Below are 18034 nucleotides of genomic sequence, written 5' to 3' on the forward strand. Positions count from 1 at the left end.
CGCGCTCGGCGGGCCATGGCGTAAGGCCAGGAGAAGACGATGGCAGAACGGTCATTCGCAGAGGAAGTCAAAAAGCTGCGGCTCGGTGACGGGGAGATTTTCACCGGCGAGGGGATCCTCGCCATCACCAAGGCACTTTTGGAATGCGGCGTCGGCTATGTCGGCGGCTATCAGGGGGCGCCGATCAGCCACCTGATGGACGTGCTGGCCGATGCGCAGGAAATCCTCGCCGAGCTCGGCGTGCGCTTTGAGGCCAACGCCTCAGAGGCCGCGGCGACGGCGATGCTGGCGGCCTCGGTGCATTATCCGATCCGCGGCGCGGTGACATACAAGGGGCCGGTCGGGCTCAATGTCGGCTCGGACGCCCTGGCCAATCTCGCCTCCGCGGGCGTGACCGGCGGCGCGCTGATTATCGTCGGCGAGGATTATGGCGAAGGCTCCTCGATCATGCAGGAACGGAGCCATGCCTTCGCGATGAAAAGCCAAGCCTGGCTGATCGACCCGCGGCCGAACCTGCCCGCCATCGTCAAGGCGGTGGAACAGGGTTTCGCGCTCTCGGAGGCGTCGAACACGCCGGTGATGCTGATGATGCGCATCCGCTCCTGCCATGTCACCGGCAGCTTCAAGACGCGCGCGAACCGCCGGCCGCCGATGACGGTGGCCGAGGCGCTGGCGAACCCGCGGAGCGATTTCAACCGCGTGGTGCTGCCGCCAATGTCTTACGTGCAGGAACAGGACAAAGTGAAAAACCGCTGGCCGGCGGCGCTGACATTCATCCAAGCGCACGGGCTCAATGAACGCTTCGGGCCGGAGGAGGCGCCAGTCGGGATCGTCATGCAGGGCGGCATGTATAATGGCGTGATCCGCGCGCTGCAGCGTCTGGGGCTCGCCGATCTCCACGGCGAAAGCCAGATCCCGCTTTACGTGCTTGGCGTCACCTATCCGCTGGTCGCCGAGGAGTTTCTTTCCTTTTGCGCGGGCAAAGAGGCCGTGCTGGTGGTCGAGGAAGGCCAGCCCGACTTCATCGAGCAGGCCTTCGCCGCCATGCTTTATAAAGCCGGGGCACGGGTCGCCCTCCACGGCAAAGACGTTTTTCCGATGGCGGGCGAATATACCGGTCAGGTGATGCTCGATGGGATCGAGGGTTTCCTGCGCAAAGCCGCCCCCGCCTATCTGCCGGCGCAGCGCCGTGCCCCCAATGCCGAAAAGCCGCCGCTCCCGGATCTCTCCAAAACCGTGCCGATCCGCCCGCCAGGATTCTGCATCGGCTGCCCCGAGCGCCCGATCTTCGCCGCGCTGAAACTCGCGCAAGGCGAACTCGGCAAACACCAGATCGCCGGTGACATCGGCTGCCATCTTTTCGCCTCCCTGCCGCCGTTTGAGGTCGGCGGCGCGACGATGGGCTATGGCCTCGGCCCCGCTTCCAATGCGGCGTTCGATGGCGGCGGCGAAAAGCGGGCGATCTCGATCATCGGCGATGGTGGATTCTGGCACAATGGCCTCTCCTCCTCGATCGGCAACGCGGTCTTCAATAAATCCGATACGCTGACGGTGGTCGTCGACAACTACTACTCCGCCGCGACCGGCGGTCAGGATGTGCTGTCCTCGCGCGCCGATAATGCGACGAAATCAACGAAACACCCGATCACCGCGGCGCTGAAGGGCGTCGGCGTCGAGTGGGTTCGCGAGATCGACCGCACCTATGACGTGCCGAAAATGCTGGCGACGATCCGCGATGCGCTGATCAGCGACTATGCCGGGCCGAAGGTCATCGTCGCCTCGTCTGAGTGCATGCTGAACCGCCAGCGCCGCGAACGGCCGCTCCGCAACCAGGCGATCCGCGAGGGAAGGCGCGTCGAGACGCCGCGTTTCGGTGTGGATGAGGCGATCTGCACCGGCGATCATGCCTGCATGCGGCTCTCGGGCTGCCCGTCGCTATCGCTGAAGGTGCTGGATGATCCGCTGCGCGACGATCCCGTCGCCGCGATCGACGCGAGTTGCGTCGGCTGCGGCAATTGCGGCGAGGTCGCCGATGCCGCCGTGCTCTGCCCGTCCTTTTATCGCGCCGATATCGTCCATAACCCGACGACGCGGGAGCGCAAAAGCGCCCGCTTGGCCGCGCGGATCATCGCCTGGCTGCAAACGCGGCGCGCGGCGAGACGGCTCGATTTCGCGGGAGAGCCGGCATGAACGCCCCTTTCACCGCCGCGGCGCCCGACCCGCATCTCGACGGCGTCCTCAAGCTCGCCATCATGGCGGTCGGCGGCCAAGGCGGCGGCGTGTTGACCAATTGGCTGGAAAGCATCGCCCGCGCCAATGGCTACGCGGTGCAGGCGACATCGGTCGCGGGCGTCGCCCAGCGCACCGGCGCCACGATCTATTACCTCGAGATGGCGCCCGAGTCCGGGCGTGCCCCGGTCTTCGCGCTTTTGCCGGCGGCGGGCGATGTCGATGTCCTGGTCGCGGCCGAGATGATGGAGGCGGGACGCGCCATCCTGCGGGGTTTCGTGACCCCGGACCGCACGACGCTGATCGCCTCCAGCCACCGCGCGCTGGCGGTCTCGGAGAAGATCGCGCCCGGCCACGGCATCGCGAACGCAGAAGAGGTGATGGCCGCGATCGAAAGCGCCGCGCGCCGCCACATCGTCTTCGACATGGAGCGCATCGCCGCCGAGAGCGGCACGGTGATTTCGGCGAGCCTGCTCGGCGCCATCGCCGGCGCCGGCGTGCTTCCCTTCACCCGCGACGCTTTCGAGGCGGCGATCCGTGCGAGCGGCCGCGGCGAGAAGGCCAGTCTGGCCGCCTTCGCCAAAGCGTATGACATCGCGGCAGCCGGGGGCGAAGGCGCGCACGCCGATCGCCGCGCGCACGATGTCGCGCCCCCCGTGAGCGCCGTCAGCCCGGCCGGGCCGGCGCGGTTGCTCGCGGAATGGCGGGAACTCGCCACCCGCGCCGCTTCCTTGCCCGAACCGGCGCGCGACATGGCGCTCGCGGGTTTGCGCAAAGTCGTCGATTTTCAGGATGTCGCTTATGGCCGCGCCTATCTCGATCGGCTCGACGCGGTAAAAGCGCGAGACGATGCCGCGCGGGGCTGGCTTCTGACGCGCGAGGCCGCGAAATACATCGCCAACGCCATGGCCTATGACGACGTCATTCGCGTCGCCGATCTCAAAACCCGGCCCGATCGCATCCGACGTATCGCCCGCGAGATGCAGGCGGATGAGGAGAAGGTGTTACACCTTACCGAATTCTTCCACCCACGGGCGGAGGAGTTGGTCGGGCTTCTGCCGGCACGCATCGGCGCGGCGGTGGCATCGCGGCCGGGCTGGATGCGCTGGATCGATCGCCACTTCGGCAAAGGGCGCCGCCTGCGCAGCGACCGGCTTTGGCCCTTTCTGCAGCTCTATCTTGTCGGCGGGCTGCGGCGCTGGCGGCGCGCGACGCTCCGCTATCGGGAAGAAGAGGCGCATTTGCAAAACTGGCTCGCCGCCGCCTTGGCTCATCTGCCGACGGACTACGATCTCGCGGTGGAAACCCTCCGCGCCCGGCGGCTGATCAAAGGCTATTCCGACACCCATGCCCGCGGGGTTTCGAAATATGACCGGGTCATGGCGGGCATTACGCGTCTCGCCGGCCGCCCCGATGCCGCCGATTGGGCCCGGCGCCTGCGCGAAGCGGCGATGCGGGACGAGAAGGGCGATGCTCTCGACGGGATGCTGGCGACCATCCGATCCTTCCTCTGAACGATGGCCGCCAAACGCCGGCCCGACCTCAGGCGGGAATGACTGCGGTGGCCTCGATCTCGAGCTTGGCGCCCTCATCGATGAGGGCGACGACCTGCACCACCGCCATCGCCGGATAGTGTCTGCCGATCACCGCTTTATAGGCACGGCCAAGCGCCTTGAGATTGTTCAGGTAATCCTCTTTCGAGGTGACATACCAGGTAAGCCTTACCAAATGCTCCGGCCGGGCGCCGGCCTCGGCCAGCACGGCGACGATGTTTTTCAGACATTGTTCTGCTTGCGCCACGAAATCGTCGCTTTCGAATATCTGTTCGGCATTCCAGCCGACGATGCCGCTGGTGAAAACGACGCGGCCGCTGGCGGCGAGGCCGCTGGTATAGCCGGATGTCGCTTTCCAATGTTTCGGATGCAGGATCTGATGCGGGGTGGTCATGCGTTGGTCTCCTTGAAAGTGGCCGCCCGGACGCCGCCGCCCTGGGGCCTGGGATCGGCGCGAATGCGGTCATTTGCTCTCTTCTGTTCGGGCACGGCGCAGGATGTCGGTGAGCAGGTCGAGATCGGTGTCGGTGAGGCCGGCGAACAGCCGGCTCACCGCCTTCTCGTGCGCCGCTGCGATGCGCTCGAACTGGCGCAGCCCCGCATCGGTCAGAGCCACAAGGATCGCCCGCCCGTCATCGGGTTTGCGCATTCGTTGAACAAGGCCGTCCTCCTCCAGCCGCGCCACCACCGCCGTCGCGTTGCCGTTTGACACGAGCAACATCCGCGACAATTCCGTCATGCCGATGCCCTCGCGCCGGCGCCAGAGTGCTGCCATCACGTCAAAGCGCGGCAAGGTGGTGTTATGGTTCACCCGCAGGAATTCGCGCAACCGATTCTCCACCTGGCGGGTGACACCGAGAAGCCTGATCCAGGTTTTCAAGCGGCGCTTGGAAAGCGGATCTGGGTGTTCGGCGGAAATCATATCTCCCCACCCGAGATGGCGATCGCTTGGCCATTCACCCCCTCCGCCCCCGGCGCGCAGAGCCAAAGCGCGGCCGACGTCACCTCCGCCGGTGGGATCAGGCGGCCTTGCGGGTTCAGCCCGGCGAGCGCCGCGCGCGCCGCCGCCGGGCTGCGGCCGGTCTTCTCGACGATCACCGCGATGGCACGATCGGTCATCGGCGTATCGAGAAACCCAGGGCAGAGCGCATTCACCGTCACCGGCCGCGACGCGATTTCCAAGGCGAGCGAGCGGACCAATCCCACCACGCCATGCTTGGCCGCGGCATAGGGCGCGACCTTGGCATAGCCCTTGAGGCCAGCGGTCGAGGCCACCGCGATCAGCCGCCCCCAGCCCGACATTTGGTTCAGCCCGTCGCGCAGCGTCAGAAACACGCCGGTGAGGTTGACCGCGATCATCGCCTGCCACTGCGCGAGTGTCGTGCGCGCCAAAACCTCGCTATCGGCCGCGCCGGCATTGGCGATGACGATGTCACAGCGGCCAGCGGCGGCAAAGAGGGCGGCGACCCGCGCTTCATCGGTCACATCCGCCTCGACCCAGCGGATATTGGGAGCGCTGGCGGCAACCGCCTCGAGCGGCGCGCGGCGGCGGCCGGCGATGACGATATCTGCCCCGTGGGCGGCGAAACCGCGGGCGAGATCGGCGCCCGCGCCGCTTCCCCCACCGGTGATCAACACCCGTTTTCCCGAAAGGGTCATACCCGGATGCTTTCCTGCTGGCGCTCGCGCAGCCGCCGCGCCTGATCGCGCCCCGCAAGATAGGGCAGCGGCCACGCCATCTCCTCGTCCCCCAACGCGACCGCGGCATGCAGCGTCCAATAAGGATCGGCCAAGTGCGGCCGCGCCAGGCAGACCAGATCGGCGCGCCCTGCCATCAGGATCGAGTTCACATGGTCGGTCTCGTAGATATTGCCGACCGCCATCGTCTTGATCCCGGCGACGTTGCGGATGCGATCGCTGAACGGGGTCTGAAACATCCGGCCATACACCGGACGCGCCGCGGTCGAGGTCTGGCCGGCCGAGACATCGATGATGTCGGCCCCCGCGGCCGCGAAAGCGCGAGCGATCGTCACCGCCTCCTCCGGGGTCACGCCCCGTTCCCCCACCCAATCGGTCGCGCTGATCCGCACGCTCATCGGCATGGCCTCGGGCAGGACCGCGCGCATGGCGGCAAATACCTCCAGGGGATAACGCAGACGATTTTCGAGGCTGCCGCCATAGGCGTCAGTGCGCCGATTGGAAAGCGGCGAGATAAAGGAAGAAAGCAGGTAGCCGTGCGCCGCGTGCAGTTCGACCATGTCAAAGCCGGCGCGTGCCGCCATCGCCGCCGCCGCCACGAATTGCGCCCTCACCCTCTCCATGTCGGCGCGATCCATGGCCTTCGGCGCCGGGTTCGCGGCACTCCATGCGACGGCGGACGCCGACATCGTCGGCCAGTTGCCAGAGGCGAGCGGCGCATCCATCACCTCCCAGCCGAGCTGGGTCGAACCCTTGCATCCCGAATGCCCGATCTGGCAGCAAATCTTCGCTTCGGTCTCGGCATGGACGAAATCGACCAGCCGCTTCCACGCTGCTTCGTGAGCGGGCGCGTAAAGACCGGGGCAGCCCGGGGTGATCCGCCCCTCGGGGGAGACACATGTCATTTCGGTGATGACGAGTCCGGCGCCGCCCTTGGCGCGCTCGGCGTAATGAACGAAGTGCCAATCGGTCGGCCGACCGTCCACGGCTTTATATTGCGCCATCGGCGAGACCACGACGCGGTTCATGAGCGTCAGCCCGCGCAGACGCAAGGGCGCGAACATCGGCGCGCGGCCTGGCCGGCCGTCAGCCCGTTTCTGAAACCACGCCTCGGCCTCGCCCAGCCATTTCGGGTCGCGCACGCGCAAATTCTCATGGCTGATCCGCTGGCTGCGGGTCAGCAGCGAATAGGCGAATTGCGCTTGCGGCATGTCGAGATAGCGCTCCACCTCCTCGAACCATTCGAGAGAGTTTCGTGCCGCCGATTGCAGCCGCAGCACCTCCACCCGCCGCTCCGCCTGATAGCGTTCGAACGCGCCCGCCATCGTCGGTTCGGAATGCAGGTAATCGGCGAGCGCGATGGCGCTATCGAAGGCGAGGCGCGAGCCCGAGCCGATCGAGAAATGCGCGGTCGCCGCGGCGTCGCCCATCAGCACGACATTGCCATGGTGCCAAGTCTCGCAGATCACGCGGGGAAACTGGATCCAAATCGCCGCGCCGCGCAGATGCTTCGCGTTCGACATGAGGCCATGCCCACCGAGATGGCGCGCGAAGATCCGCCGGCAGGTCTCGACCGATTCCTCAGACGACATCTGCGCAAAACCCCAGCGCTCCCACGTCTCGGGCAAACACTCGACGATGAACGTCGCGGTATCGGCATCGAACTGATAGGCATGCGCCCAGACCCAGCCATGCTCGGTCTTCTCGAAGATGAAGGTGAAGGCATCGTCGAATTTCTGATGCGTGCCGAGCCAGATGAATTTGCATTTGCGGAGATCGATATCCGGCTTGAAAATATCGCCATATTCGGCGCGCACGCGGCTATTGATGCCGTCGCAGCCAACGACCAGATCGTAATCCCCGCGATAGTCCGAAGCCGATTTGAATTCGGTCTCAAACCGCATAGCGACGCCGAGCGCAGCGGCGCGCTCTTGCAGAAGGCTCAGCATCTGCTTGCGTCCGATCCCCGCGAAGCCATGCCCGCCGGAGACGGTGCGTACCCCGTTGTGCACAACCGCGATGTCGTCCCAATAGACGAAATGGTTGCGGATCGCGTCGGTCGATTGCGGATCGTTCTTTTGCATCCGGCTCAGCGCATCATCGGACAACACGACACCCCAGCCAAAAGTATCGTTCGCGCGGTTGCGCTCCAGAACCGTTACCGCATGCTCGGGGTTGCGCAATTTCATGCTGATGGCAAAATAAAGCCCGGCCGGGCCGCCGCCGAGACAAAGAATTTTCATGCCGCGGTCGCTCTCGTCTGTTGCACGTCAGAGTACCCTGCCATCCGCGACAAACCATTTCAAGTTTAAAATTTCAAACTTGAAATAGTGGGGCGAGCACGCAGCCGAGCCCCACCTGAGGCGCGTCAGGCCTCGCCCATTTCCGGCCAGAATGCCGCGAGGTGCGAGTGGCGCACCACCGCCCAGATGCGCGCTTGCTCGTCCGCGTCGAGCTCGCGCCGCCATTTATCGATCTCGGCGGCAGCATTGCGGAATACCCGGTAATAGCCGGTGTCGCCGGCATGCTCGGTGCTGCGGCGGATGAAGGCCGCGGTTTCGAGCGGCACCGAGAGCCCGGCGAAGGCCAGCAACTCGCCGGCCCGCGCCAGCGGCGCGCGCGCGAGATCGGCATGGCGCACGATGCGCGCCGCCGGGTGGCCAGCGAGGTCGGCAAGCGCCCGCTCGTTGAGCAGCAGCCATTGCCAGGCGAGCCGCTCGAGCAATGGCCAGCGCGCGAAGCGGGCGACATCGAGCCCGTGCGCCTTGGCCTCCGGCCCGGCCAGCAGCCACTCGAAATCGAGTTCGTTCTCGAACATGCCGAGCCGCTCGCCCCGACGCATCGACGCGACCTGCCCGCAGGGATGGCGGAGGGTGTAGATGATCCGGCAGCCGGGAAGAGCCCGCGCAAACAGCCCGAGCCGGGTCGGCGAGCTGACCGATTTGAAGGCGAGGGTGATCCGCCCCCACGCCGCGTCCGCGACCCAATCGGGGATGGGAACGCCGCCTGCGAGACGCCGGCCGCCGAGATGCTCCACGACCCGAAGCCCCTCGATCAGCGCGCCGCGGAGCCTCTCGGCCGCGGCGCCGCGATAGGCTTTCGGAAACAATGGCCGCGAACCCATGGTTTTCAGCGTCCGCGTCGTCAACAGCCGCTCGAGATAGGCCCGCGTCTCAGCAAGCAGCGCCGGCGGCGGCGCGGCGGGCGGCCACACCGGCAAATGTTTGCCGCGCCAGACCGTATCCGGTTCATGCCGGTAGAGAACATCGGGGTGGCTGTCGAAGACCTTGGCGAGCCACGTGGTACCCGAACGCGGCAAGCCAAAAAGCATCACCACGCGCTCGGCCGCGACCCCGCCGATCGCAGGCGCGGTTTCAACCGGCGCCGTCGCCACGCTCACCGCGCATCCCCTTTGGGTCGACGCATCACCGCATTCTCATAGCGTCACGAAATCGTGAAGCTTCGTGCGCCGTCTTGGCAGATTCTTCCCTCGGACGCAATCGATGCTGGTCCACCACGGGTTGCACCGAAGGCAAGCGCGGCGCTATCCCCTGGAGACGCAAAATGGCGGCAACGGGAGCCCCTCATGACCACGACGGCAGATCTCAAGGCGCGTTTCCAAGCCCAGGCGCAGGGCGCGATGGTGCTCTATGTCGGTTATATCGGGGTCGTTAATCGGCTGTTTGAGACGCTGGCCCGCCTTGGTGCCGCCGAGTGTGACGCGCTGGCGGCGGCGGCGGGGATGGATGCCGGCTATGTTCGCCGCTGGTGCGACGCAGCCTATGCCACCGGCTACCTCGAAGACGCCGAGGGCGCGCGTTTCCGCCTGAGCGCGATCGGCGCGGCGATGCGCCCGGACGCGCCCGAGAGCCTGATGCCGGTTGCGGTGCAGGCGATGCTGTCTGCGCATATGGCCGAGCGTGCGGCGGGCCTGATGCCGAGCGGGGCGCGGCCCGGCGAGCAGGTTCTGGCCGAGTGCGAGACTCTTCTGCCCTGGTTCGGCCCGATGCTGGAGGCAAGCTACGCCCCGGTTTTCGAGACCACCATCAGCCCGGCCATCCCGATCTTTGCCGAAATCGACCGGCAAGCCGGGCTCGCCGTTGATCTCGGCTGCGGCAATGGCTGGTATTTGCGGGTGCTGGCGCGGCGCTATCCACATCTCCGCGGCCTTGGCGTCGATGGATTTGCCGAAAACATCGCCCAGGCAACGACGCTTTCGCAGAAGGAGGGGTTCGGCGCGCGGCTGACCTTCGCGGTCGGTGATGCGCATCACCTCACTTTGCCCGAGCCCGCCGATCTGATCGCCATGAACCGGGCGCTGCATCATGTTTGGGAGGGCGGGATCGCGCGTTTCCTCGACCGTCTGCGCGGCCAGCTCAAGCCCGGCGGCGTGGCGGTGATCTGGGAGCCGAACTGGCCGGCCGCGCGCGCCGCGCTGCGCAAGCCGGGATGGGCGCGTCTTGCTTTCCAAAACCTCACCGAGCATGTCCAGGGCAATCACCTGCTCGGCGCCGAGGAAATCGCCGCCGCCTTCCTCGCCGCCGGCTTTGCGGAGGCAACGACGCATCTTTTCGCCGAGGGCAAGGAAGCGGTCATCGTCGCCCGCACGCCGAAGGGCGATCGCCCGTCCGGGCAACGCCAGTAAGCGACAAAGAGAGATTTGCGGCGCGGCCTTGACGGCAGCGCGGCGGCGGGCGGAAATGGGGGTAGAACATCGGTTTCAGGAGCGCGTCCATGAACATCGTCTCGCCATCCCGCCCGCCGGCCGGCATCAGCGCGGAGGAGTGGAAAATCCGCTGCGACCTCGCCGCCCTTTATCGCCTGGTCGCGCATTTCCGGATGACCGACCTGATCTACACCCATATCAGCGCCCGTCTCCCTGGCCCCGAGCACCATTTCCTCATCAACCAATACGGCGTCTTGTTCCATGAGATGCGCGCCTCCGATCTGGTCAAGATCGATCTCGAGGGCAACATCATCGCCGAAGACGGGCAATCGCGGCGGGTGAACGCGGCCGGCTTCACCATCCATTCCGCGATTCACATGGCGCGCCCCGATCTGATGTGCGTGATCCACACCCACACCGCTGCCGGCATCGCGGTTTCGGCGCAAAAACACGGCCTTTTGCCGATCAGCCAGCACGCGCTCCGCTTCTATGGCCATCTCGCCTATCACGGTTATGAGGGTATCGCCCTCGATCTCGATGAGCGTGAGCGCCTCGTCGCCGATCTCGGCCAGCATCAGGCGATGATTCTGCGCAATCACGGCCTGCTCGCCGCCGGGCGGACCATCGCCGAGGGGTTCAACATCATCTATTACCTCGAACGCGCCTGCCAGGCGCAGGTGCAGGCGCTGGCCGGCGGGGCGGAACTGGTGTTCCCGCCTGAGGAAGTTTGCCGCCATACCGCGCAGCAATTCCGCCGCGAGGGCTCGCTCGAGCATTACGACATGGCGTGGGACGCAGCCCTCCGCCTGATCGACGGCGACCGGCCGGATTACCGGTCCTGAGCCGGGAGCAGCGGCGATGAATTTCACCATCACCAGCCCGCGTCAGATCCTGGTCGGCGGCGGCGTGGTCGCGCGGATTGCCGAGACGCTGGCGACGTTTGGCCTCTCCCGCCCGCTGGTGGTGAGTGATCCGTTCATGGTCTCCTCCGGCTTGATCCAGCGTTGCCTTGAACCGCTCGCAAAAGCCGGCATTCGCCACAGCGTGTTCAGCGACACCGTGCCCGAGCCGGTCGATACCGTCGTCGCCGCGGGCGTCGCGGTGACCAAAGGCGGCGATTTCGATTGTTTGATCGGCTTTGGCGGCGGCTCGCCGATCGATACCGCGAAGGCGATGGCGATCTTGGCGGCCGGCGGCGGCGCGATGGCCGATTACAAGGTGCCGCATCAAGCCGATCTCGCGGCGCTGCCGGTGATTGCGATCCCGACCACGGCCGGAACCGGGACGGAGGTGACGCGCTTCACCGTCATCACCGATACCGCGCGCGATGAGAAAATGCTGATCGCCGGCCTTGCGGCGCTGCCGCTCGCCGCCCTCGTCGATTACGAACTGACCTTCAGCGTGCCACCACGGACCACCGCCGATACCGGCGTTGACAGCTTCACCCACGCGCTCGAGGCGTTCGTCTCGCGCCGCGCCAATCCTTATTCCGATTCCCAAGCGCTGGCGGCGATGCGCCTCATCGGCGCCCATCTCCGCCGCGTCTATCGCGAGCCGAAGAACGCCGCCGCGCGCGAGGCGATGATGCTGGGCGCAACACTCGCTGGGCTCGCCTTCTCGAACAGCTCGGTCGCGCTCGTCCATGGCATGTCGCGCCCGATCGGGGCGCATTTCCACGTCCCGCACGGGCTTTCGAACGCCATGCTGCTGCCCGCCGTCACCCGCTATGGGCTCGCGCATGCCCAGGCGCGCTATGCCGAGGCGGCACGGGTCGCGGGCTTCGCCGCCGCCGGCGATAGCGATGAGGTCGCGGCCGAGAAGCTCGCCGCCGGCCTGGTCACGCTGAACGCCGATCTCGACGTCCCCGGCCCGCGGCAATACGGCATCGACGAAGCAACCTGGAACGCCAAGCTCGATCTGATGGCCACGCAAGCGCTGGCCTCGGGCAGCCCGGGCAATAATCCGCGCGTGCCGGAGGCGGGCGAGATCGTGACACTCTATCGCGAAGTCTGGGCCTCTGGGCGGAATGCCGCGTGATTAGAGAAACGTGATTGCGAGCCCGGCCAGGCAAAACGGCAGCGGGGTCCAGAGAAGCGCCAGAACCAGGCGCGGAATGCCGAAAGCGCCGCCAAAGACGGTGACCACGATCAGCGTCAGCGCGACGGCCATCAGGCCATAGCGCCAGCGGAGATAAAGCGGCAACCCGCGCTTGCCCTCGGCCTCGTCCAATGCCCATGCCTCCGTCTCGACCCGCTGATACAAGGCTTGCCGGCGAAAGTCACGCGGGGTCTCTCGCCGCGCTCGTCTCGGGTCTTGTCAAGCCCGCCGCCGCGGGCCATGCTTGCTCGGCAAGACGATCGAGACGCCGAAGCAACGGCGCCGTCAACGCGTCAGGGAGGATTACGATGCGCCATTACGGATGGGCGGCATTTGCCTGTGCCATGCTCGCGCCGGGCTTCATCACCGCCGCGCGCGCCGATGGGCCGCCGATCACCATCGGTGTGCCGACCAGCGTCCAGCTCGAGGTTGGGCGTGACTCGATCGACGCGACCCAGCTCGCGATCGACGAAATCAACGCCAAGGGCGGCGTTTTGGGCCGCCAATTGCGCATGATCGTCGCCGACGAGACCGAAAATCCGCAAGAAGGTGTCGCCGCCATCAATAAGCTCACCGCCGATGAGCATGTCGATGTCCTGATCGGCGGCTATACCAGCGGCGTGACACTGGCGCAGGAAACGCATATCGCCGATTCGAAAACCATCTATCTCGAAGTCGGCGCCGCCTCCCCCTCGATCACCGATTTCGTCCGCCGCAACTACAAGCGTTACCAATATATCTTTCGCGTGAGCCCGATCAACGCCGCCCATCAGGCGGAAGCGCTGATCGATTTCGGCCTCGGCAAGCTCAAGGGCGAGGCTGGGGTGGAGAAAATCGCGATCGCCGGCGAGAATGCGAAATGGGTGCAGGATCTCGCGCCGATCCTCAAAGCCGGGCTCGAGAAAGGCGGCATGACCGTGACCTCGGTCGATCTCTTCGATGCCGACACTTCGGATTTTTCGCCGCTTTTCACCAAGATCAAGGCGAGCGGCGCGCAATACATCATGGTCGTGCTCTCGCACGCCAATTCCGATGTGTTCGTCAAGCAATGGTATGACGCGAAACTGCCGATCCCGATCGGCGGCATCGACGTCAAATCGCAGGATTCGGATTTCTTCACCCGCATCGGCGGCAAAGCGGTGAGCGAGACCGTCGCCAACAACATCATCCCGGTGCCGATGACGCCGTTGACGATGCCGTTTTGGAACAATTTCGTCGCCCGCTTCAAGCGCCCGCCGGTCTATACCGGCGCCGGCTCCTATGACGCCGTCTATATCTATGCCGAGGCGGTGGCGCGCGCGGGGACAACGGCGCCGGACAAGGTGATTCCGGCACTGGAGAAGACGCATTACGTCGGCACCGAGGGGCTTTGCGAGTTCGATGCCCAGCACGACATCAAATACGGCCCCGGCTTCATCAGCCTCGCCTTCGCACAATGGTATCCGGATGGCTCGCGGGTCATCGTCTGGCCGAAGGAGATCGCCAAGGGCGCGATGAATCCGCCGCCCTGGCTTGCCGGCAAGCCGTGAGAGCGTTCGTGTGAAGACGGCGTTCGTCCTTGCTTAACATCCTCGTCTACGGCGCCGTGACCTCCGCCGTCTATGCCATGCTCGCGGTCGGCTTCACGCTGATTTTCGGGGTCGCGCGGGTGCTCAATCTCGCCCATGGCGCGTTTTACGGCCTCGGCGCCTATGCCGCCTATGTGCTGACCGCGCGCCTCGGCTGGCCGATTCTTCCCGCCGCCATTGTTGCGGTTCTGTTCGTCGCCGCGTTCGGCGTCGCCGTCGAGCGGGTGCTGATCCGCCCGCTGCGCGGCTCGGCGCTCGCGGTCCTGATGATCACCATCGCCGTCGGCTTGTTGTTCGAGCAGGCGATGTATCTCCTGTTCGGCTCGGAGGCGCGCAATGTCCCGGCCTTCAGCAACGCGACCTGGAGTTATGCCGGGCTCGATGTCAGCGGCCAGCGCCTGCTCACCCTCGGGGCGGGTGCCGCGATCATCGCGTTGCTCTGGCTATTCATCAACGGAACGCGGCTCGGCGCCGCCATTCTCGCCCTCTCGCAAGATCGCGAGGGGGCGCTTTACGTCGGCATTCCCGCCGATCGCATCTATGCCGTGGTGATGGCGATTTCGGCGGCGATCGCGGCCGCCGCCGGCGTGCTCACCGCGCCGTTTCTGACCGTGCAGCCGACGATGGATTTGCTGCCGATGATCAAGGCGTTTTCGATCGTCATCGTCGGCGGCCTCGGCTCGATCCCGGGCAGCATCCTCGCCGCCCTCCTGCTCGGCTACAGCGAGACCATCGTCGCTTACGCTTTTTCGCCGGCTTGGACCGAAATCGTCTCGCTGGTCGCGGTGCTGCTCACCCTGATCCTTCGCCCCGCCGGGCTTTTGGGTAAGAGAGCGGCGTTTTGAACGCGCGGCAAGCAAGCGGGGGGATCGTCGTTCTCGCGGCGCTGGCGGCGCTGCCGCTCTTCATTCGCTCCGATTATCTCCTCGGTATCCTCAGCGTCTGTTTCATCTATGGCATCTGGGCGACGAGCTGGGATTTCATGTCCGGCCTCACCGGGCGGGAAAATTTCGGCCACGCCCTTTTCGTCGGCGCCGGTGCCTACACCGCGGCATTTCTCAACGGCAAGCTGGGGTTCGCGCCCTGGTGGGGGCTGCCGGCGGGGGCGGCGATGGCCGGCGGCCTTAGTCTCGTGATCGGCATCCCGACCTTGCGCTTGCGCGGCCCCTATTTCGCCCTCGCCATGCTCGCCGCCGCGACCATCATGCAACGCCTGACCCTGATTTTCTGGCAGTATAGCGGCGGCGAAGAAGGGATCCCCGGCCTCGATCCGTTGTTGGAGAGCAAGGCCGCGGTCTATTATCTTTGCCTCGGCGTTTTCGTTGCCATCACGCTCCTGCTGCTTTGGCTTGCGGGCTCACACTGGGGGCTGATTTTGCGCAGCATCCGTGGCGACGAAGCGGCAGCGCAAGCCGCCGGGATCAACGTCACCTTCCATAAAATCGCCGCCCTCGTGGTCAGCGCGCTTTGCGCCGGGATCGGCGGTGTCTTGTATGCGCATTATCAGGAAGCGGTGACGCCGGATGTCTTTTCGGTGGCACTTTCGATCAGCATCATCATCATGGTCTATGTCGGCGGGATCGGCAGCCTCTATGGCCCCGCCGCCGGCGCGGTTGTGCTCGCGCTTTTGCCGGAGTTGCTGCGCGGCCTTGGGCAATACCGGCTTTGGGTCTATAGCCTGGTGCTGATTTTCATCCTGTTCTTCGCCCCCGGCGGGGTCATCGCGCCGCTCTGGCGCCGTGTTACGGGCGCCTCATGAACGCCCTGCTCGAAATCGAGGGGCTCAACAAGCGCTTTGCCGGGCTCGTTGCCGTCAATGACGTTTCCTTCACCCTCGCCAGCGGCGAAATCGCCGGCATCCTCGGCCCGAACGGCGCCGGCAAGACGACGCTGTTCAATCTGCTCACCGGGTTCTTGCCGCGTGATTCGGGCCGCGTCCGTTTCGCGGGCGAGGATCTCGCCGGGCATTCGCCGCATCAGATCGTCAATCGTGGCCTCGCGCGCACGTTTCAGCTCTGCCGCCCCTTCGCCGGGATGAGCGTTCTCGAAAACGTCATGGTCGGCTGCCTCGCCCCGCGCGCGCGCCGCCTTGAGGCACCGCTCGCCCGCGCCCGCGCCATTTTGGAGGCGGTCGGGCTCGCCCATCGCGCCGCCGCACCGGTCGAGGTGCTGCCTTATGGCGATCTCCGCCGCTTAGAGATCGCCCGCGCGCTGGCCACCAAACCGCGCCTCCTGCTCCTCGATGAGCCGTTCGCCGGCCTCGGGACGAGCGAAATCGAGCCGATTTCCGCGCTCATCCGCCGGCTGCACGCGGCCGAGGGGTTGACCATCCTGCTGATCGAACATCGTCTGCGCGAATTCATGCAGTTGGTGAGCCGGGTCATCGCGATGGATTTCGGCCGCGTCATCGCCAGCGGCACCCCGGCCGAGATCGTCCGCCATCCCCGCGTCATCGAAGCCTATCTCGGGCGCGACGATGCGGCCGATCCTGCCGCAGAACCCGATGAGGCGCCGCATGGCGCTGCTTGAGGTCACCGGCCTCGTCGTGCATTACGGCAAGGCGCTGGCGCTCGACGGGATCGATCTCCATGTCGAGAGCGGCGAGCTGGTCGCCGTGCTCGGCCCCAACGGCGCCGGTAAATCGACGCTCTTGAAGGCGATCTCGCGCGCCGTTGCGGCCACCGCCGGGCGCCTCGCCCTCGAGGGGCGGCCGCTCGACACGCTTGCCGCGCATGAGGTGGTCGCCGCCGGCGTTGGCCATTGTCCGGAGGGGCGGCATCTTTTCCCGGATCTCACGGTGCAGAAAAATCTCCTCCTCGGCGCTTATCTGCGCCGCGACCGGGCGGCGATCGCGGCCGACCTCGCGCGCGTCTTCACGCTGTTCCCAGTGCTGCGAGAACGCCAGCGCCAACAGGCAGCAACGCTCTCCGGCGGCGAGCAGCAAATGGTCGCGATCGGCCGTGCCCTGATGGGCCGCCCTGCCCTTTTGCTGCTCGACGAGCCTTCGGTTGGCATCGCGCCGCGCCTCAAGGAGACGTTGTTTGGCGCCATTCGCGAGATCAAGGCGGCCGGCACGGCGATTTTGTTGGTTGAACAGGATGCCCGCGTCGCGTTCCGGGTCGCGAGCCGGGTCTATCTCCTCGAACATGGCCGGATCGTGCGTGAGGGGCAGAGCGCCGACCTCGCGCGTGACGATCACGTGCGCCAGATCTATCTCGGGGTTTGAGGCCGTCGCCCGGCGCCTATTCGACCGTGAAGGACTGCCCGCCGGAGACCACCACCAATGTCCGGCAGCCGCCGGCGAGCAGGCAATCCTCGCGCGCCGCCGCATGGCTCAGCCGCTGGACGAGAAACACCCCGACCACCAGCAAGAACAGCACCACCGCAAGGCCGGCCAAGCTCGCGGTCTGACGCGCCGCATCCTCATCCGCCGCAACCTCCAGCCGATAAACCCGGAACATGCGAGCCACCCCGCCCTTTCCCGCCGATCAGCGTCCGACTACAATAGGATAGCGGCTTTCGCGGAGCTTGCGAACAACTTATCGCGATACGATCCAGGAGAAGACATGACACCAGCTCTGTCGCATCTGATCGCCGCTGAGCCGGCTTTCGCCCCGCTGATCGCACGCATCGGCCGCCCGACCCTCCGCCCCGAGCGCGGCCGCAGCCCCTATGAGGCGCTCCTCCGTGCGATCACCCATCAACAGCTCCACGCCCGCGCCGCCGAGGCCATTCTCGCGCGTTTTTGCGCGCTCTATCCCGCCCCCTTCCCCGCCCCCGCGGACGTGATCGCAACGCCAGACGCGCCGCTCCGCGCCTGCGGCCTGTCTGCCAGCAAAATCGCCGCGATCCGCGATCTCTGCGCGCGCACGCTCGATGGCACGGTGCCGAGCCGGCGGGCCGCGGCGCGGCTTTCGGACGCGGCGCTGATCGAGCGGCTGGTTTCAATCCGCGGCATCGGGCGCTGGACGGTCGAAATGCTGCTGATTTTCACGCTCGGCCGGCCCGATGTCCTGCCGGTCGATGATTTCGGCATCCGCGAAGGCTGGCGCCTGCTGCTCGGCCTCGATGAGCGGCCAAAGCCGAAAATTCTCGCCGCACACGGCGCCGCCTTCGCCCCCTATCGCAGCACCGCCGCCTGGTATCTCTGGCGCGCCGCCGACGAGGGCAAGAAGATCAAGCCCGCGAACTAAGCCGCCGCGGCCCGGGCCGGTAAGACAATC

The 18034-nt window shown here is 66.1% G+C and carries 18 protein-coding genes; 11 read left to right on the top strand and 7 right to left on the bottom strand.

What is annotated here, in order from left to right; all coding sequences use genetic code 11:
• The first annotated feature begins 39 nt into the window (after nucleotides 1–39).
• Nucleotides 40–2190: a thiamine pyrophosphate-dependent enzyme gene (locus DEF76_RS13630; RefSeq protein WP_114912798.1), complete on the top strand. Its 2151-nt coding sequence runs from the start codon at nucleotides 40–42 to the stop codon at nucleotides 2188–2190.
• Entirely contained in the window at nucleotides 2187–3743 is a 1557-nt protein-coding gene (locus DEF76_RS13635) for an indolepyruvate oxidoreductase subunit beta family protein (RefSeq protein WP_114912799.1), read from the top strand. The genes DEF76_RS13630 and DEF76_RS13635 overlap by 4 nt, the downstream gene beginning before the upstream one ends.
• 28 nt (nucleotides 3744–3771) lie before the next feature.
• Here the strand turns inward: DEF76_RS13635 and DEF76_RS13640 are convergent, their stop codons facing one another.
• The 5 genes from DEF76_RS13640 to DEF76_RS13660 all read right to left on the bottom strand — a co-directional run bounded on the left by DEF76_RS13640 (nucleotide 3772) and on the right by DEF76_RS13660 (nucleotide 8880).
• The gene (locus tag DEF76_RS13640; RefSeq protein WP_114912800.1) at nucleotides 3772–4176 is read right to left on the bottom strand and encodes a RidA family protein; all 405 of its coding nucleotides are present in this window, start codon (nucleotides 4174–4176) and stop codon (nucleotides 3772–3774) included.
• A 69-nt stretch (nucleotides 4177–4245) separates the two neighbouring features.
• On the bottom strand, nucleotides 4246–4704 hold the full coding sequence (locus DEF76_RS13645; protein WP_114912801.1) for a MarR family winged helix-turn-helix transcriptional regulator: 459 nt from the start codon (nucleotides 4702–4704) through the stop codon (nucleotides 4246–4248).
• Nucleotides 4701–5441, bottom strand: a complete 741-nt coding sequence (locus DEF76_RS13650; protein ID WP_114912802.1) for an SDR family NAD(P)-dependent oxidoreductase — start codon at nucleotides 5439–5441, stop codon at nucleotides 4701–4703. Before DEF76_RS13650 ends, DEF76_RS13645 begins: the two co-directional genes overlap by 4 nt.
• Nucleotides 5438–7723, bottom strand: coding sequence for a bifunctional salicylyl-CoA 5-hydroxylase/oxidoreductase (locus DEF76_RS13655; protein ID WP_114912803.1), 2286 nt, complete (start codon nucleotides 7721–7723; stop codon nucleotides 5438–5440). The genes DEF76_RS13650 and DEF76_RS13655 overlap by 4 nt, the downstream gene beginning before the upstream one ends.
• 125 nt (nucleotides 7724–7848) lie before the next feature.
• Nucleotides 7849–8880: a sulfotransferase gene (locus tag DEF76_RS13660; RefSeq protein WP_162800664.1), complete on the bottom strand. Its 1032-nt coding sequence runs from the start codon at nucleotides 8878–8880 to the stop codon at nucleotides 7849–7851.
• A 186-nt stretch (nucleotides 8881–9066) separates the two neighbouring features.
• On the opposite strand from DEF76_RS13660, the gene DEF76_RS13665 reads away from it, so the two are divergent.
• From DEF76_RS13665 to DEF76_RS13675, 3 genes are all read left to right on the top strand, one after another.
• Complete coding sequence (locus DEF76_RS13665) at nucleotides 9067–10125, top strand: class I SAM-dependent methyltransferase (RefSeq protein ID WP_114912805.1); 1059 nt, start codon at nucleotides 9067–9069, stop codon at nucleotides 10123–10125.
• An 89-nt stretch (nucleotides 10126–10214) separates the two neighbouring features.
• Entirely contained in the window at nucleotides 10215–10988 is a 774-nt protein-coding gene (locus tag DEF76_RS13670) for a class II aldolase/adducin family protein (RefSeq protein ID WP_114912806.1), read from the top strand.
• A 16-nt stretch (nucleotides 10989–11004) separates the two neighbouring features.
• Nucleotides 11005–12183: an iron-containing alcohol dehydrogenase gene (locus tag DEF76_RS13675; protein WP_114912807.1), complete on the top strand. Its 1179-nt coding sequence runs from the start codon at nucleotides 11005–11007 to the stop codon at nucleotides 12181–12183.
• On the opposite strand, the gene DEF76_RS13680 is transcribed toward DEF76_RS13675, so the two are convergent.
• Complete coding sequence (locus tag DEF76_RS13680; RefSeq protein ID WP_162800665.1) at nucleotides 12184–12375, bottom strand: hypothetical protein; 192 nt, start codon at nucleotides 12373–12375, stop codon at nucleotides 12184–12186.
• 176 nt (nucleotides 12376–12551) lie between these two features.
• On the opposite strand from DEF76_RS13680, the gene DEF76_RS13685 reads away from it, so the two are divergent.
• Genes DEF76_RS13685 through DEF76_RS13705 form a run of 5 tightly spaced genes read left to right on the top strand, consistent with a single transcriptional unit; the run spans nucleotide 12552 to nucleotide 17037 of the window.
• On the top strand, nucleotides 12552–13772 hold the full coding sequence (locus DEF76_RS13685) for an ABC transporter substrate-binding protein (protein ID WP_114912809.1): 1221 nt from the start codon (nucleotides 12552–12554) through the stop codon (nucleotides 13770–13772).
• Nucleotides 13773–13801: 29 nt separating this feature from the next.
• A complete protein-coding gene (locus DEF76_RS13690) occupies nucleotides 13802–14656 on the top strand; it encodes a branched-chain amino acid ABC transporter permease (protein WP_114912810.1) in 855 nt (284 codons plus the stop codon).
• Nucleotides 14653–15570: a branched-chain amino acid ABC transporter permease gene (locus DEF76_RS13695; RefSeq protein ID WP_114912811.1), complete on the top strand. Its 918-nt coding sequence runs from the start codon at nucleotides 14653–14655 to the stop codon at nucleotides 15568–15570. The genes DEF76_RS13690 and DEF76_RS13695 overlap by 4 nt, the downstream gene beginning before the upstream one ends.
• A complete protein-coding gene (locus tag DEF76_RS13700; RefSeq protein ID WP_114912812.1) occupies nucleotides 15567–16340 on the top strand; it encodes an ABC transporter ATP-binding protein in 774 nt (257 codons plus the stop codon). The genes DEF76_RS13695 and DEF76_RS13700 overlap by 4 nt, the downstream gene beginning before the upstream one ends.
• Nucleotides 16327–17037, top strand: a complete 711-nt coding sequence (locus DEF76_RS13705; RefSeq protein WP_162800666.1) for an ABC transporter ATP-binding protein — start codon at nucleotides 16327–16329, stop codon at nucleotides 17035–17037. The genes DEF76_RS13700 and DEF76_RS13705 overlap by 14 nt, the downstream gene beginning before the upstream one ends.
• Before the next feature lie 16 nt (nucleotides 17038–17053).
• Here the strand turns inward: DEF76_RS13705 and DEF76_RS13710 are convergent, their stop codons facing one another.
• Nucleotides 17054–17272, bottom strand: a complete 219-nt coding sequence (locus DEF76_RS13710; protein WP_114912813.1) for a hypothetical protein — start codon at nucleotides 17270–17272, stop codon at nucleotides 17054–17056.
• Between the two features lie 105 nt (nucleotides 17273–17377).
• Between DEF76_RS13710 and DEF76_RS13715 the strand changes: the two genes are divergently transcribed.
• On the top strand, nucleotides 17378–18004 hold the full coding sequence (locus DEF76_RS13715) for a DNA-3-methyladenine glycosylase family protein (protein ID WP_114912814.1): 627 nt from the start codon (nucleotides 17378–17380) through the stop codon (nucleotides 18002–18004).
• Nucleotides 18005–18034: the final 30 nt, after the last annotated feature.

The organism is Acidibrevibacterium fodinaquatile (assembly GCF_003352165.1).
Lineage (GTDB): Bacteria > Pseudomonadota > Alphaproteobacteria > Acetobacterales > Acetobacteraceae > Acidibrevibacterium > Acidibrevibacterium fodinaquatile.